14 protein-coding genes and 1 pseudogene are annotated in these 15,437 nt (G+C 61.0%); 7 read left to right on the forward strand and 8 right to left on the reverse strand.

The features are described 5' to 3' along the window. Window positions 1-39: 39 nt before the first annotated feature. Window positions 40-807 carry an AraC family transcriptional regulator gene (locus tag ACP7E3_RS14570; protein ID WP_102617052.1) on the reverse strand — a complete coding sequence of 256 codons (768 nt, stop codon included), beginning with the start codon at window positions 805-807 and terminating at the stop codon, window positions 40-42. Window positions 808-1,003: 196 nt separating this feature from the next. Here ACP7E3_RS14570 and ACP7E3_RS14575 point away from each other — a divergent pair, with 196 nt between their 5' ends. The 3 genes from ACP7E3_RS14575 to ACP7E3_RS14585 are packed head-to-tail and all read left to right on the forward strand — an operon-like array spanning window position 1,004 to window position 4,171. Continuing rightward, a complete protein-coding gene (locus ACP7E3_RS14575) occupies window positions 1,004-1,930 on the forward strand; it encodes a 4-hydroxyproline epimerase (protein ID WP_017846347.1) in 927 nt (308 codons plus the stop codon). A 41-nt stretch (window positions 1,931-1,971) separates the two neighbouring features. Continuing rightward, window positions 1,972-2,919: a dihydrodipicolinate synthase family protein gene (locus ACP7E3_RS14580; protein WP_017846348.1), complete on the forward strand. Its 948-nt coding sequence runs from the start codon at window positions 1,972-1,974 to the stop codon at window positions 2,917-2,919. Continuing rightward, window positions 2,909-4,171: an NAD(P)/FAD-dependent oxidoreductase gene (locus ACP7E3_RS14585; RefSeq protein ID WP_426123493.1), complete on the forward strand. Its 1,263-nt coding sequence runs from the start codon at window positions 2,909-2,911 to the stop codon at window positions 4,169-4,171. Before ACP7E3_RS14580 ends, ACP7E3_RS14585 begins: the two co-directional genes overlap by 11 nt. A 67-nt stretch (window positions 4,172-4,238) precedes the next feature. On the opposite strand, the gene ACP7E3_RS14590 is transcribed toward ACP7E3_RS14585, so the two are convergent. Then, window positions 4,239-5,222 carry a GlxA family transcriptional regulator gene (locus tag ACP7E3_RS14590; protein WP_079443908.1) on the reverse strand — a complete coding sequence of 328 codons (984 nt, stop codon included), beginning with the start codon at window positions 5,220-5,222 and terminating at the stop codon, window positions 4,239-4,241. A gap of 288 nt (window positions 5,223-5,510) precedes the next feature. Between ACP7E3_RS14590 and ACP7E3_RS14595 the strand changes: the two genes are divergently transcribed. Then, window positions 5,511-5,867 carry a hypothetical protein gene (locus tag ACP7E3_RS14595; RefSeq protein WP_426123495.1) on the forward strand — a complete coding sequence of 119 codons (357 nt, stop codon included), beginning with the start codon at window positions 5,511-5,513 and terminating at the stop codon, window positions 5,865-5,867. A gap of 330 nt (window positions 5,868-6,197) precedes the next feature. On the opposite strand, the gene ACP7E3_RS14600 is transcribed toward ACP7E3_RS14595, so the two are convergent. The 6 genes from ACP7E3_RS14600 to ACP7E3_RS14625 all read right to left on the reverse strand — a co-directional run bounded on the left by ACP7E3_RS14600 (window position 6,198) and on the right by ACP7E3_RS14625 (window position 13,476). Beyond that, window positions 6,198-7,505 (reverse strand): hypothetical protein, encoded by a 1,308-nt coding sequence (locus tag ACP7E3_RS14600; protein ID WP_426123497.1) that lies wholly within the window; start codon window positions 7,503-7,505, stop codon window positions 6,198-6,200. A 151-nt stretch (window positions 7,506-7,656) separates the two neighbouring features. Then, complete coding sequence (locus tag ACP7E3_RS14605; protein ID WP_426123498.1) at window positions 7,657-9,393, reverse strand: acetyl/propionyl/methylcrotonyl-CoA carboxylase subunit alpha; 1,737 nt, start codon at window positions 9,391-9,393, stop codon at window positions 7,657-7,659. Beyond that, the gene (pxpB, locus tag ACP7E3_RS14610; RefSeq protein ID WP_426123508.1) at window positions 9,390-10,991 is read right to left on the reverse strand and encodes a 5-oxoprolinase subunit PxpB; all 1,602 of its coding nucleotides are present in this window, start codon (window positions 10,989-10,991) and stop codon (window positions 9,390-9,392) included. Before pxpB ends, ACP7E3_RS14605 begins: the two co-directional genes overlap by 4 nt. Next, window positions 10,991-11,764: a LamB/YcsF family protein gene (locus tag ACP7E3_RS14615; protein ID WP_301556157.1), complete on the reverse strand. Its 774-nt coding sequence runs from the start codon at window positions 11,762-11,764 to the stop codon at window positions 10,991-10,993. Before ACP7E3_RS14615 ends, pxpB begins: the two co-directional genes overlap by 1 nt. 15 nt (window positions 11,765-11,779) lie before the next feature. Further along, window positions 11,780-12,736, reverse strand: a complete 957-nt coding sequence (locus tag ACP7E3_RS14620; RefSeq protein ID WP_017846361.1) for a DUF979 domain-containing protein — start codon at window positions 12,734-12,736, stop codon at window positions 11,780-11,782. After that, on the reverse strand, window positions 12,733-13,476 hold the full coding sequence (locus ACP7E3_RS14625) for a DUF969 domain-containing protein (protein WP_017846362.1): 744 nt from the start codon (window positions 13,474-13,476) through the stop codon (window positions 12,733-12,735). The genes ACP7E3_RS14620 and ACP7E3_RS14625 overlap by 4 nt, the downstream gene beginning before the upstream one ends. A 226-nt stretch (window positions 13,477-13,702) precedes the next feature. Here ACP7E3_RS14625 and ACP7E3_RS14630 point away from each other — a divergent pair, with 226 nt between their 5' ends. The 3 genes and pseudogenes from ACP7E3_RS14630 (at window position 13,703) to ACP7E3_RS14640 (ending at window position 15,166) form a co-directional block, all read left to right on the forward strand. Further along, window positions 13,703-14,380 carry a GntR family transcriptional regulator gene (locus ACP7E3_RS14630; protein WP_057004201.1) on the forward strand — a complete coding sequence of 226 codons (678 nt, stop codon included), beginning with the start codon at window positions 13,703-13,705 and terminating at the stop codon, window positions 14,378-14,380. A 110-nt stretch (window positions 14,381-14,490) separates the two neighbouring features. After that, window positions 14,491-14,607: pseudogene (locus ACP7E3_RS14635) on the forward strand (D-glutamate cyclase family protein); the annotation flags it as partial. A 19-nt stretch (window positions 14,608-14,626) separates the two neighbouring features. Continuing rightward, window positions 14,627-15,166 (forward strand): hypothetical protein, encoded by a 540-nt coding sequence (locus ACP7E3_RS14640; protein WP_108524198.1) that lies wholly within the window; start codon window positions 14,627-14,629, stop codon window positions 15,164-15,166. Window positions 15,167-15,437: the final 271 nt, after the last annotated feature.

Here is a 15,437-nt window from a genome sequence, read left to right on the forward strand (position 1 = left end):
CGGCGAGCGGGGCTATTCGTTGCATCGCAATGCCGGCGGTTAGCCCAACTGGCGGTACTGCCTCGGCGTAAACCCCGTCGACGCCTTGAACTGGCGGCTGAACGCACTGTGGTCGGTGTAACCGCACTGCAGCGCGACGTCGGTGATCGGCAGGTCGCTGTGCAGCAAGCGATGGGCGTGCTCCAGGCGCACTTTCTGGATCATCTGCCGCGGCGTCAGGTGGAACACGCGCTTGCAGTAGCGCTCCAGCTGCGCCACCGAGATCCCGGCGATACGCGTCAGTTCGCCCAAGGTCACGCGCCGATTGAAGTGCGTGCGAATATGCGCGTCCACGGCGGCCAGGCGTTGGTAGGCGGGGTGGGTTTCGCTGGCCGATTGCAGGTCGACGGAAATGCCGGCCAGGCCGATGATCTGCCCGACGTGATTGTACAGCGGCCACTTGTGGGTCAGGCACCAGCCCGGTTCGCGGCTGCCGTAGAGATGCAACTCGAGCTGATCCGCCAATACAAACCCCTGCTCCAGCACGCGCCGGTCCTGCTCGGTATAACCCGGCCCCAATTGCGCGGGGAACACCTCGGCGCTGGTTTTGCCGAGCAACGGTTGCAGTTGCTTGAGCCCGCAACGCTGCACCAGGGTGCGGTTGGCGAGCACATAGCGGGCGTCGAGATCCTTGATGAAAATCGCGGCATTGGGGATCACGTCGAGCATCGGCAGCAGTTGCATGACGCCGGCCAATAACTGCTCGATGCTCTGCGGGCGATTCGCCTCGCGCCCTTGGCACAGGGCCGCAAACGCACTCTGCAACATCACTCCGCCCCCCTCTTTGCGCCTCGACGTCCAGCAGATTGCCCCATGCACGGGATGCTGTCGAGCGTAGAAAACTGTGCTGAATTCGTCATCCAACCCGGCGCAAAACATCAATCGTCGCAGCGCTGACGCGTTCACGATATGGCCACTGCATGCCTATCCCATCGGCCAGGCTCACCCCTGAATGGAGCGTGTCATGAAACGACTGCACGTCATCGACTCTCACACCGGCGGCGAACCCACGCGCCTGGTGATGGACGGATTCCCCGCACTGGCCGGCAACAGCATCGCCGCGCAACTCGACAACCTGCGCACCCACCACGACGCATGGCGCCGCGCCTGCCTGCTGGAACCGCGTGGCAACGATGTGCTGGTGGGCGCCTTGTATTGCGCGCCGGTCACACCGGGCGCCACCTGCGGCGTGATCTTCTTCAACAACGCCGGCTACCTCGGCATGTGCGGCCACGGCACGATCGGCCTGGTTGCCTCGCTGCACTATCTGGGGCGCATCGAGCCAGGCGTACACACCGTCGACACGCCCGTCGGGCCGGTGGCGGCCACACTCCATGCAGACGGCGCCGTGACCCTGCGCAACGTGCCCGCCTACCGTTTTCGCCAACGGGTAGCGGTGGAAGTGCCGGGGCATGGCGTGGTCCATGGCGATATCGCCTGGGGCGGCAACTGGTTCTTCCTGGTGTCGGAGCACGGCCAGGCGCTGCAGATGGATAACGTCGACGCCCTGACCGACTACACCTGGGCGATGCTCAAGGCCCTCGAACGCCAAGGCATCTATGGCGAAGACGGCGCACTGATCGACCATATCGAGTTGTTCGCCGATGACGCCCACGCCGACAGCCGCAACTTTGTCATGTGCCCGGGCAAAGCCTACGACCGCTCGCCCTGCGGCACCGGCACCAGCGCCAAGCTCGCCTGCCTGGCCGCCGATGACAAACTCGCGCCGGGTGAAACCTGGGTACAAGCCAGCATCACCGGCAGCCAGTTCGAAGGCCGCTATGAATGGGACGGCGAACGCGTGCGCCCGTACATCACCGGTCGCGCCTACATGACCGCCGACAGCACCCTGCTGATCGATGCGCAGGACCCTTTCGCCTGGGGCATCTGAGCCCTGCATGGTTTGACTGAATATTCCAAGGAGTTAGCCCCATGAGCGACACCATCTTCACCGGCTGCATTCCCGCACTGATGACCCCGTGTACCGCCGCGCGCAAGCCGGATTTCGACGCCCTCGTCGCCAAGGGCCGCGAATTGATCGATATCGGCATGAGCGCCGTGGTCTATTGCGGCTCCATGGGCGATTGGCCGTTGCTCACCGAAGCCCAGCGCCAGGAGGGCGTGGCGCGCCTGGCCGCCGCCGGCGTGCCGACCATCGTCGGCACCGGCGCGGTCAACAGCCGTGAAGCGGTGTCCCACGCAGCGCATGCGGCCAAGGTCGGCGCCCAGGGGTTGATGGTGATTCCCCGCGTGCTGTCCCGTGGCGCTTCGGCCACCGCGCAAAAGGCCCACTTCGCCGCGATCCTCGACGCTGCGCCCCACCTGCCGGCGGTGATCTACAACAGCCCCTACTACGGCTTCGCCACCCGCGCCGAGCTGTTTTTCGAGCTGCGCCGCGAGCACCCGAACCTGATCGGCTTCAAAGAGTTCGGCGGCGCCGCCGACCTGCGCTACGCCGCCGAACACATCACCTCCCAGGACGATAACGTGAGTTTGATGGTCGGCGTCGATACCCAGGTGGTACACGGCTTCGTCAACTGCAACGCGACCGGCGCTATCACCGGCGTCGGCAACGCCCTACCTCGGGAAGTGCTGCAACTGGTGGCGCTGAGCAAGCAAGCCGCCAAGGGCGATGCCAAGGCACGTCGCCAGGCCCTTGAGCTGGAGGCTGCGCTGGCGGTGCTGTCGTCCTTCGACGAAGGCTGCGATCTGGTGCTGTATTACAAGCACCTGATGGTGCTCAACGGTGACCATGGCTACGCCCTGCACTTCAACGAAAGCGACCAACTCAGCGCGGCCCAGCGTCGTTATGCCGAAAGCCAGTACGCGCTGTTCCGCCAGTGGTACGCGAACTGGTCGGCGGAACAGAATGTCGCTTGAAACCCCTAGCGCCGACATCGCCGTGGTCGGCGCGGGCATCATCGGCGTCGCCTGTGCCTTGCAGTTGGCACGTCAAGGGCGCCAGGTCGTCGTCATCGACGCGCAGCCCCCCGGCATGGGCGCCTCCTATGGCAACGCCGGCCATCTGGCGAGCGAACAAGTGTTCCCTATCGCCGACCTGTCGATCCTCAAGCGCTTGCCCACGATGCTGATGGACCCCATGGGCCCGCTGCGCCTGGACTGGAAATACCTGCCCCGCGCCCTGCCCTGGTTTGCGCGTTTGCTGCTCAACCTGCGCCCGGCCAGCTACCGGCGCACGGTCGCCGGCATTCGCGCACTGAACGAAGGCAGCCTGGGCGCATGGCAGCGCCTGCTGCAAGGCATCGACCGGCCGGAGCTGCTGCGCGAAGACGGCTCGTTGCTGGTGTTCGAGCGTGCGGATTCGCGAGGGGCCATCGACGCGCTGCAGCAACGGATGGCGCAGCAAGGCGTGCCGGTGGCGTTCTGGTCGGCTGACACCATTCGCAAGGCCGCGCCGCAGTTGAGCGAGCACATCCTGGGCGGGCTGTTCTTTGCGGGCACCGGGCACTTTCTCGATCCCTATCAAGTGGTGTGCGAACTGGTGAACGCCGCCACAGCCAACGGCGTGCAATTTTTCACCCGCCAGGTGCTGGGCGGGCAAGTCGACGCCCATGGCGTCACGCTGATCACCGATCAAGGCCCATTGGCCGCACGCCAGGTGCTGATCGCCTGCGGAGCCCACTCGGCGAAACTCACCGCCGCCTTGACCGGCAAGCACGTCCCCCTCGACACCGAACGCGGCTACCACCTGATGCTGCCCCACGAACATGAACGCCTGCCCTTCGCCGTTACCTCCCTGGAGCGCAAGTTCATCATGACGCCCATGCGCGGCGGCCTGCGCCTGGCCGGCACCGTGGAATTCGCCGGCCTGGAGCGCCCGGCGAATATGCAACGCGCCTGGCAGCTGCATCGCCTGAGCAAAGGGCTGTTCCGGCAAGACCTCAATGCACAGGACGCGACGCCATGGATGGGCTTCCGGCCCTCCCTGCCGGACTCGCTGCCGATCATCGATCGGGTCTTCGACGGCAAGGTGTTGCTTGCGTTCGGGCATCAGCATCTGGGGTTGACGCAGGCGGCGGTGACTGCGGAGCTCATCGCGCAACTGGCTTCGACGCGGCCGCGGCTGTCGGGTTTGCCGGAGTTGGAGGGGTATCGGTTGGCGCGGTTCTGAAACATATGATGAGAATCAGCACTCCGTGATCATGACTCGTCACACAAAAAATCCAACAACCTCCACGCTACTTGACCAACCTCTTTTCCTTCGACGGCCTGTAGCCGAAATACGAGCTATAACACTTGCTGAAATGACTCGGCGAAACAAACCCGCACGCCACCAGCACCTCCACCTGCGACAACTCAGTGTGCTGCAACAGCCGGCGCGCCTCGGTCACCCGCAGTTCCATGTAATAGCGCTGCGGCGTGGTGCCCAGTTGTTCCTTGAACAGCCGTTCGAGCTGGCGGCGGGAGCGGCCGGCGTAGACGGCGAGCTGGTCGAGCTCCAAGGGTTCTTCGAGGTTGGCGTCCATCAGTTTCACCACCTCGCGTAACGGCGCGCTGACGCAGATGTTTTCCGTCGGTTTGATGCGCCGGTAGCGGGACTCCTCAAAGGCCAGGATATCTTCGATACCTTCGACCAAGGCCTTGTCGTGCAGGCCCTTGATCCAATCCAGCGCCATGTGGAAAGCGCCAGACGGACTCGAGGCGGTCAGGCGGTCGCGGTCGATGACATACGGTTCGCTGGTGACGTGGGCCGCCTTGGACACTTCCGCCAGTGCCGGGCGATGTTCGGGGTGGATGGCGCAGCGGTAGCCCTGCAACAGGCCGGCGCGGCCGAGGAACCAGGCGCCGTTCCACAAGCCGGCCAGGCTGACGCCCTGCTCGGCGGCATTGCGCAGCAGGTGGATGAAGTCGTCGCTGGCCTTGAGTTCGGTGCGAAAGCCGCCGCAGATCACCAACAACTCCAGCGTTTGCAGGGCCGCCACGTCGAGGCGTGCATCCGGGCGGATCACCAGGCCCAGGTCGCTGATGACTTCGCCGTCGCCCCAGCCGAACGTGCGCGATGCGAACAACTCGGGGCGCAACAGGTTGGCGGTGACGAAGGTGTCGAGGGTCTGGGTGAAGGCCGGCAGGGAGAAGTGTTCGAGCAGCAGGAAGCCAACGCGGGTGGCCGACGCCGGCTGGCCGGGTGTTTCATTGAGATAGCGCAGGTTCTTGCCTTTCATGCCACCGCTGAATTGACGTCTTTCCATCGAGGGTCGGCCCTCTCTTATTGTTGAGGCTGTGGGCGCCATCTTAGGGGGAAATGCTGCGGCTGTCTCAGGTGGCTCGCCGTACCCTCAAGACATGGCTCACCTGCTGATCTTGATAAACCCAGCCCTCTCCAACCCCCCAGGCCAAAGCGTTGCGCGCGCATCTGATACGGTTTTTTCTTTACTATCTGCGCCTGTATCGAAATGTCATCGAGGCGGACAATAGGGCCACTCCCGACACCCTTGTCGAGCGCGACAGGAATGTTCCTGCCGCCCCCTTCCCTTCGGAGGCCTTATGACCAAGATGGCAATTTTCCTGTTTGGCTTTTTGGTGCTGACCATTGGCATCGGTCTGCTGGCGACCATCTCGCCCGTTTGACGTCAGCGCAGCCCGGCACTCAACGCGAAAACAGCCTCGGGTACAGCGACAGCACCAGCAAACTGGCCATCGACACATTGGCTCAAGCCTTTCACAAAGCTTTCACAGGTGAACACCTAGTGTTGTTTCAGCTCCTAGAGAAACACCTTTTAGCCCGCTCTCCCCATCGCGGGCTTTTCTTTGCCTGTGATTTAAGCCGGGCAAAAAAAAGGCAAGCCACGCCTCATCAAGATGAATAGCGTGGCTTGCCCCAATAAGCCGTTACTTAACGCAGACCGGGACCGCCCGGACCGCCATGGCCACCGCCCTGACCGTGGCCACCACCACCACCACCACCCGGCGGCATGAATATCCAGCAGCCCGACAGGGACGATAACAACGCGACAATCAGTGCCGCCTTAGTTAGATTGCTCAACTTCATCACAACACTCTCTAGTCACAAGCTTTAATGCTCGATGGATAAGACCGTTCAAAATGAAGTGCGTCACGCCTATCGTGTAACTTGATGGTATTGAATGTATTGGAAAGGCTACAAATACCTGGTCGCTATAGGCTGATAGCGGTGCGACTCACTGAGGGCGAAGATCGGGAGTCTTGGGCGTTTTGATGTCCCAGACGTTAGCGTCTCGATGAAGCTGTTCCCACGCACGAACTTTTAGACGAGCCCCGTTAAAAACGCGCACATAGTTTTCATATTTTATCTTCGCCGCAGCCTGAGGCGACAATGTCGCAAACACCGGATCGAGAATATTAGAAACACTCTTATAGTCTTGGGCGGCCATTAATTTTCCGGGGGTAACGGTCATTCCGGTACCTGGAAGAGCCTCGAACTTGTTGCGCCCGAAAATAACGGTATCAGAGCCCCAAAGAATCCGGTCCTGATATTTATCTAGAAATGCAATCCATTCTTCAGTCGACGGCATTGCTGAGCCAGGATGAAGAATCGTTTCCTGTACGATATCCCATGAGATATCGACCAGCCAATTATTGCAACTATCCAAGACTCGACCAACGATTGCCAAGTGGTCTTTTGTAGGTTTGACGAATCGCCCCAAACCGGTATGAGCCCAAATAGTGACCGTTTTGGGGGCCGTTGAGCACAGCGATTTCAGTTCTGCCTCATAATTCCGTTCAGGGTGGAGAGCTTTTACTTCACCGGTGTGTGTAACATCCGAATCATAGACATCGTTGTGAAGCGTCGCCACGAGCCCTATTTCGCCAGCTTCCTGGAGAAGGCTGGAGAGTGATTCTGAAGTCAGGGACATCGTCTCGTCAGCGCTGTGAACGTCCGATGGAATATCGCCTGCGGCAGTGTGGCTGATTGGCTCACCCCCGATTTTCTTGGAGACGACTTCTTTATGAATTGTAAACTCACCGATTCCAACAAATGCCCCGGGGTACGTGAGTATCGCCCGTTTCAGATGCTGAACGGCATAGCGATCCATGGGATTAAATCCCGTGATCATGAGATCTAATCGTTCTTGGTACTCCCGGGGCAGTTCAAGATATTCCTTGGCGTACATGGCATCGGCGAATGCATAGTAATAAAGATCTGACTTCGGCCCAATATAGTAGTTCGGCCCGAACGCATCCCCTCCGGAATTTGCTTGGTACCCCTCAAAACTGTCCCATCGTTGCTGCAGTGGCAGTGGCATCACGACCGAGCGCGTGATACCCGTCGACATGTAGTTGTCTACCAGATTGCGCAGCGTTGTGCCTTGGAAGGCATAGTTGGAAATATGAAAGTGAGAATCCGCGAGTGGCTCAGTAGGTTTGGTGGAATCAGCGCTGCGCTCTGGCGGTGACGAACACCCCGATGCTACTGCCATAAAAGCAACCAAAGCTGTCCGTTTCATTTGAGTTGCAACATCAATCATTTATTCACCCCGTCTAAAAAATCACAACCTTCAACCAAAATTGAAAGCTCGTTATAAGCCGTATCTGTTTTCTTGCCGGTTAACGTCCATTTACAACAGCGAATAATTCAGTCGTCTTGAGCCGAGCCCAGGGCGAGCGAGTCGACTCTCATCAACTCACAATTTTTGCGATTGCAATGCCTGCGGCGACGGTCGAACCCACGGACACCGTTAGGGTGATGCGTCCTGCGCGGTGTGCCGTGACTTGCATTTCCATCTTCATCGCCTCCATGGAAGCGAGGGTGTCACCCACAGCCACGTTGTCGCCGTCGGCGACGTTCCAGGACTGCAGGGTGCCCGAAATCGGGGCTACAACGGCGGCGGCATCCGTCGAAATGGAAGACACATCAGCCCCCTCGCGCTCAGCAGACGGCGCAGTGGAATGTAGCCCGCGCAGCAGTTCAGCCGGCAACCCGAGCGCAATCCTTCGGCCATCGATCTCCACGGCCGTGCGTACCAGCGCGATATCGGACAGCGGTTCAGGCCGTACAGCGGCCGCCAGCGTGTCGGCAAAATCTGTCTCGATCCAGCGCGTATGCACGCTGAAAGCATCGGCTGATGTGAAATCGGCGTGTGCCATCACCGCCCGGTGAAAAGGAAGCACCGATGGCACCCCTTCGATTCGGAACTCCTTCAGCGCCCGGCGCGCGCGGGCTATAGCCTGGGCACGGGTGGCGCCAGTAATGATCAACTTGGCCATCAGCGAATCGAATGTACCTGGGACGGTAGAACCCGACTGCACGCCGGTATCGAGGCGCACGCCGGGCCCCGACGGTGCCTCGAACAGATGCACCAACCCCGGCGCGGGTAGAAAGCCGCGCCCCACATCCTCGGCGTTGATGCGAAACTCGAAAGAATGACCGCGCGGCTTCGGCGTCTCGGTGACCGACAGCGGCAAGCCATCGGCGATGCGCAGTTGCTCGACGACGAGGTCGATGCCCGTCGTCTCTTCGGTCACTGGATGCTCGACCTGCAGGCGCGTGTTGACCTCCAGAAACGAGATTGTTCCGGAAGGACTCAACAGAAACTCGACAGTCCCCGCACCGACGTAGCCTGCCTTCGCGCACACATCGCGCGCCGATTGATGGATGCGCTCACGCTGCTCATCACTGAGGAAGGGCGCGGGGGCTTCTTCCACCAGCTTCTGGTTGCGCCGCTGCAACGAGCAATCGCGCGTGCCGAGCACGACGACATGGCCGTGCGTATCGGCAATCACCTGCGCCTCGACATGACGAGGCCGATCGAGGAACTGTTCAACGAAACACTCGCCACGGCCGAAAGCAGTGACCGCTTCACGCACCGCCGACTCGTACAATTCGGCTACTTCGTCGAGCCGCCATGCGACCTTCATGCCGCGGCCGCCACCGCCAAAGGCCGCCTTGATGGCGATCGGCAGGCCGTTCTTCTCGGCAAAGGCCACGACCTCCTGCGCATCGCGCGCGGGCTCCGACGTGCCAGCCACCAACGGCGCACCGACAGCCAGGGCGATCTTGCGCGCCTGCACCTTGTCACCCAATGCCTCGATGGCTGCCGGCGAAGGGCCGATCCACTTCAGGCCCGCGCCAATCACGGCCCTGGCAAAAGTTGCGCTTTCCGAAAGGAAACCGTATCCGGGGTGTACCGCGTCGGCGCCACAGCGGTCGGCCACGGCGAGCAGCTTTTCGATGTTCAAGTAGGTGTCGGCCGGGCGCTGGCCGTCAAGGCCGTAGGCCTCATCGGCCATACGAGCGTGCATCGCGTCGATGTCGGCGTCGGCATACACCGCGACGGATTTCACACCATAATCGGCACAGGCGCGCACGATGCGTACAGCGATCTCGCCGCGGTTGGCGATAAGAACTTTCTTCATGGGGTTTCTCGCAGGTCGGAAGAGAGGGCCGCGGTGAACGCGCGTATGGGGTTGAAGCGCACCTGCGCACCGATGGGGATCTGCCCCGCACGGTCGAGGTGGTAAGGGGCGACAGCGCCGATCACTGGGTAGCCACCGGTCAGCGGGTGGTCGGCAAGGAAGAGCACGGGCTGGCCGCTTGGCGGCACCTGAATCGCGCCCAACACGGTGCCTTCGCTGGGCAGTTCGGCGATCTGTGCGCGCATCAACGGCGTTTCACCGGCCAGACGCAGGCCGACGCGGTTCGATTGCGGCGTCACAGTCCACAATTGGCTCGCCAACAATGCAATGGCCTGCAGCGTGAACCAGTCGGTGCGCGGCCCCATCACGACATCGAGCACCACGGTCTGCGTCGTCGTCGGGAGATCGGCACGAGGCGTTTCGGGCGCGCCGACGATGGAGCCATGCGTGACCACAGGTACCGGCAAAATGTCACCGGCTTTGATGGGCGGCGGACCGACCTGCGCGAGCGTGTCCGTCGATCGACTTCCGAGCACGGGCGCGATCGCGAAGCCACCGCGCACCGCCAGGTAGCTGCGGATGCCGGCACGCGGGTCGCCAAGCGATAGACTGTCGCCATCAGAAAGTGCGATGGCTTCATGGCCTGGCACACGATATCGAGCGCCGTTCGCACGCGTGAGTTCGATCGGCGCATCGGCACCGGTGAAGGCCACCACCGTGTCTGCGCGGCTCGTGATTTGGAAGCCACCGTAGACGATCTCGACGCAGGCCATGTCGCTCGTATTGCCGACTAGACGGTTGGCCGCGCGCAGTGCGCCCTTATCCATCGCCCCTGAGGCGGATACGCCCTGCCCGGCCAGACCCTCGCGCCCGAGATCCTGGAACAGCGCCTGCAGGCCGGTGCTACGGACAACAAGCGCCGGACCATTGTGGAGCGGAACCTCGACGGGGCCAGTCGACGGCGCTGGCAAAGCTGAAACCTGCCGCCCTGAAACATCGACGAAACGTACCTTGAAGCCCGGTTGCAGCAGCGCGGGCACGTCACGGCTTAGGTCCCACATCGGCGTGGCAGTCACGCCGATGATCTGCCACCCCCCCGGACTGGCCTGCGGATAGACGCCGCTGAAAGCGCCGGCCAACCCCACGGCGCCCGCGGGGATGCGCGTGCGTGGCGTAGTGCGACGCGGCACGTTGAGGCTTGGGTGGCCGCCGCTCAGATAGGCGAACCCAGGTGCGAAGCCAGTGAAGGCAACGGTGTAGTCGCAGCCGGTATGGCGGCGAATCACCTCTTCGTGCGAGAGATCAAGCATCTGCGCGACCTCGTCAAGGTCCTCTCCTTCGTAGGAGACCGGAATCTCCACGCGAGTGGTCGCACGCTCGATCTGCGCCGTGAGGTCGCGGCGGCTGATGCGCGTGACGAGTTCATCATGCGTCACCGTGTTAGGCCGGAAGTGAACCATGACCGTGCGCGCGGCCGGCACGAGTTCGACGATGCCATCGATGGGCTCGGCCTGTAGTGATGCAAGCAGCGCCAGCGTCTGCGACAAGTCATCCAGCTCGACCAACAGGGCGTCGAGATTAGCGGGCAAAAATCGCATCACGGTACGACTCCCATGTCGACGAAAGGAGCGACCTTGACGCCCGAACGCTCAAGCAGCGCACGCACTTGCCGCGCCATCTCCACCGCGCCGGGGCTGTCACCATGCACGCAGACCGAATCGGCCTTAAGGCACACGATGCTGCCGTCAATGGCCGTGACCACACCCTCGGTCGCCAGGCGAAGCATGCGCTCGGCAACATCCTGCGCATCGTGCAGCACGGAGCCCTTCTCGCGACGGGAGACCAGCGAACCGTCCGGCATGTAGGCGCGATCGGCAAAGGCTTCGGCCACAGTGCTCAGCCCGCTTGCCTGCGCCCAGCCGAGTAGCGGCGAGCCGGCCAAACCGACCAGCACCAGCGACGGGTCGATTGCGCGGATGGCGGCAATCACGTCGTGTGCCTGGCGCTTATCGTGCGCGATGGTGTTGTAGAGCGCTCCGTGTGGCTTGACGTATCGTACCGACGTGCCGGCCACTGCAGCCAACCCCTTCAGCGCGCCGATCTGGTAGATCACGTCAGCCTGCAGGTCGGCGCTTGCCACGTCCATTTGGCGGCGGCCGAAACCGACGAGGTCGGGATAGGCGACGTGCGCGCCTACTGCCACGCCGCGCTCCGCCGCTTGACGTAGCGTCCGCAGGATGCCGGCGGCGTCGCCAGCGTGGAAGCCGCAGGCCACATTGGCACTGCTCACGATGCTGAGCATCGCGTGGTCGTCACCCATGCGCCAGGCGCCCAGGCTTTCACCCAAGTCACTATTGAGGTCTATCTTCATGTTGTTTTCTTTTCTTTAGCGAAACATCAGGAAATACAGGATGAAAACATTGCAAGTCAGCAAGGCCAGCGCCGTGGGCACCTGCGCGCGGATCACCGCGTTTTTGTCGGGCAGTTCGAGTAGGGCCGCCGGTACGATATTAAAGTTGGCGGCCATCGGCGTAAGCAAGGTGCCGCAATAACCCGAGAGCATGCCGATGGCTGCCATAAGGGCCGGGTTACCGTCGTACATGCCGACCAGGACTGGCACCCCGACGCCCCCTGTCATCACGGGGAAGGCGGCGAAACCGTTGCCCATGATGATGGTGAAAAGCGCCATGCCAACCACGTACACCATCACCGCGAAGAAACGTACATCCATGTTGATGTAGCTGGTGGTGATATGCGCCACGGCCTTGCCCACACCGGCGTCGGAGAATACGAGGCCCAGCATGCCGAGCATCTGCGGCAGTACCAGCGCCCAACCGAGCGCATCGGTCAGCCGACGCGATTCGCGGATGCCTTGCATCGGCGTTTCGTTCGTCATCTTGCAGACCAGCGCAAGCGCGACCATACAGCCCAGCCCTAGGCTTACCATCGTGGTGTTCTTCGGGTCGAGCAGCGGTATGCCGCCAACCACGAGGTACTTCGCCGACAGCGTGCCGATCATGGTCACGACCGGGATCGCCAGGGCGGGGATGAAAAGCTTGTTGCCCAGCAGATTGGCGCTGGCCGAGTACTCCGCCGCCGAGCGGGCCACGTGACGGCCAATGCCGACACCGCCGAAGGCTGCAATCAGCGCCATCACCACAACACCGACGCCGACCCAGACCGGCGGCAACTGGTCGCCGAGCAAGAAGACGAGCGAATAAAGGCCCCAGAAAAAGGCACTGGAATAGCGCTTTGAGTGCTGGCGATCCATGAGCGTCATCACCGCGGTGATGGCGAGGATGGCACCGACGAGGTAGTACAGGTGCGTGATCGTGAGCGTCATGGTCGGGACTCCTTGCCTTCGACTGTGACGGTTGCCGCCGCGGCCGCGGCGCCGCCGGCCATCTCGCGCATCAACCAAGTGTCAAGCCGGCGCAGGCGCCAAGCATGGATGGTGAATGCGCAAACAGCTGTCGGAATCCCCCAGAGCGCGACGCGGATCGGCTCGACTTCGATGCCCGCCTCACGCAAGAACGTGGTCATCAGCACGATCGCGCCGAAAGCCACGAAGATATCTTCGCCGAAGAACAGGCCGACGTTATCGGTCGCTGCGGCATACGCTCGCAGCTTGTGGCGAACCTTCTCCGGCAGTGCCCCAAAACGGGCTTCGGCCGCACCTTCTGCCATTGGCGCGAGCAGCGGTCGCACCATTTGTGGATGGCCGCCCAGGCTGGTAAGACCGATGGCTGCGGTCATCTGGCGTGCGCCAAGGTAGACGATCAGCAAGCGGCCCGCAGTCGCGGACTTGATGCTGCTGATCCATCGCTGGGCGTGCTGGCGCAAACCATAACGCTCGAGCAAGCCAATCACCGCCAGCGGTAGCAGGATGATCAACGGCAGGTTACGTGTCTTGATGAAGCCTGTGCCGATGGCGGCAAGAATCCTATCGACCGGAAAGTGCGCCGCGAAGGCGGTGACGACGGCCGTGACAATCACGACCAACATGGGATTAAAGCGCAGGACGAAGCCCACGATGATGACGACGACCCCCAGCAAGGGCCACAAGTTGATGTCAGTGGGCACCGGCGTTTCTCCAAGTTGTTTGAGTTATTTTCTTAGATCACTCAACTATCTTCATCCGATTGAATGATCATTTCAACAGAATTGTTCAACAATCCAACACGGATAATAATAAGCAATATGCATGCCAAAATATGAATTCGTTTCAGCCCTACAGGAAAAAGCGACACTGCGAGCAGGGCAAAACCTGCTAGAATCCAATCGCCCCTGCCACTCAGAAGTCCGCTCGATGCCCCTTCCCGCCTCCCCTTCATTCGTAGCCCAGACGCTAAACGAGCGGATCGCCGAACAGTTGCGTCAGCAAGTCACCCAAGGCGAATTCACACCTGGGCAACGGCTGTCCGAGCAAGTGCTCAGCGAAAACCTCGGCATCTCGCGAAACACCCTGCGCGAAGTGTTCCGGACGCTGGCTAAAGACGGCTTGTTACGACACGAACCCAACCGTGGGGTATTCGTGGTGGTTCCCAGCATCGCGGCCGTCATCGACATCTACCGCGTGCGACGCCTCATCGAATGCCAGGCGTTGGCAGAGGCTTACCCGCGCCACCCGGCGAAGAAGAACATGCGCGCAGCGGCAGAACAGGCCCAGCGAGCGCGGGACGCGGGGGACTGGCTGGCAGTGGGCACAGCTAACATGGACTTCCATACGGCCGTCGTTGAACTTGCGGACAGTGAACGCTTGAACGCCATGTTCCGGCGCATACTTGCAGAGCTACGGCTGACTTTTGGGCTGTTGCAGGACGCCGAGTTCTTGCATGAGCCCTACGTCGATATGAACTTTCAGATTCTTGAACTCGTTGAACGCAACGAGATGGCCAAAGCTCGCGACGCAATGCTTGAATACCTCATTCATTCCGAACGCATTGTTTTGGCCGTCTATGCGAGGCGCCCTTCCCAGGAAGGGTGAAAGCTCCGACGTCCACGCAACATCTGCCCTACACAGCCGGTCGACTGGTCGATACAGTTAACCAAGCGGGGCTCCTTCAGAAATTTTTGCCGCCCTAGCGCATGAGCGAAGAACTGCCAGACATAGAGCCCCTGTGGCAGGATGACCTGGTTGCCTTCACCATCGGCTGCTCGTTTTCCTTCGAACAAGCGCTCCTGGATGCTGGCACTGCCCTCAACAACAACGAATGGATGCAATGGACAAACAATGAACACAGCTCAACGGTCGATTCAGCAGTACATAAACGCCAAGGACAGTAACCGCCCGCATCTGCTGCGCCAGGCTTTTATGCCGGATGCACAACTGGAGATGGTGGTACACACGGGGTCTATCTCGTTTCCACCCCACGTTGAAGGCCTCGAGTCCATCGGCGACGTACTGGTCAGACGCTTCGGCCAGACATTCGAAAACGTCTATACCTTTTGTCTGGGACACCCACCGGAGCCGGATAGCAAAACGTTCCAATGCCAATGGCTGGTCGCTATGTCCGACAAAAACTCCGGCGAGGTCCGAGTCGGTTGTGGTCAATATGGATGGCAGTTCAATCCCGAGTCGGGACTTGTCGAGCGGCTCACTATCACCATCGAACATATGAAAACCCTGCCACCTACCGATCTTCACACCATCATGGAGTGGGTATCCCACTTGGACTATCCATGGTGCCGCCCAGAAGCATTAGCGAGCAACGCTCCAGACATAGGCACCCTTGAAGAGGTGATCCAGTATGTAATCCGGTCAGAACAGTGAAGTTGCGGAACACATCTGAAGAGTTGCGGAAGGGATCGTAAATCGCAGGTATAAAAATCTATGGTCACCCCCATTTTTGCAATACTGATTAACGGGTGGTGTGGTTGGTTTGCTTAAATCTATCCGGCGTCTGTTTGGGGCATGCCCCAGCACCACGATGAGAGTCGCGCCTGACGATCCTTAAAAACCCGTCGGCTTCTGAAGCCGATTTTTATGTCAGGATCTTCGCCAGGCCGGTGTGCCGTTCACATCATCTGTTGTTCAGCTATCG

Origin of the sequence: Pseudomonas sp. PSPC2-3 (genome assembly GCF_049898265.1) — a bacterium.
GTDB lineage: Bacteria > Pseudomonadota > Gammaproteobacteria > Pseudomonadales > Pseudomonadaceae > Aquipseudomonas > Aquipseudomonas veronii.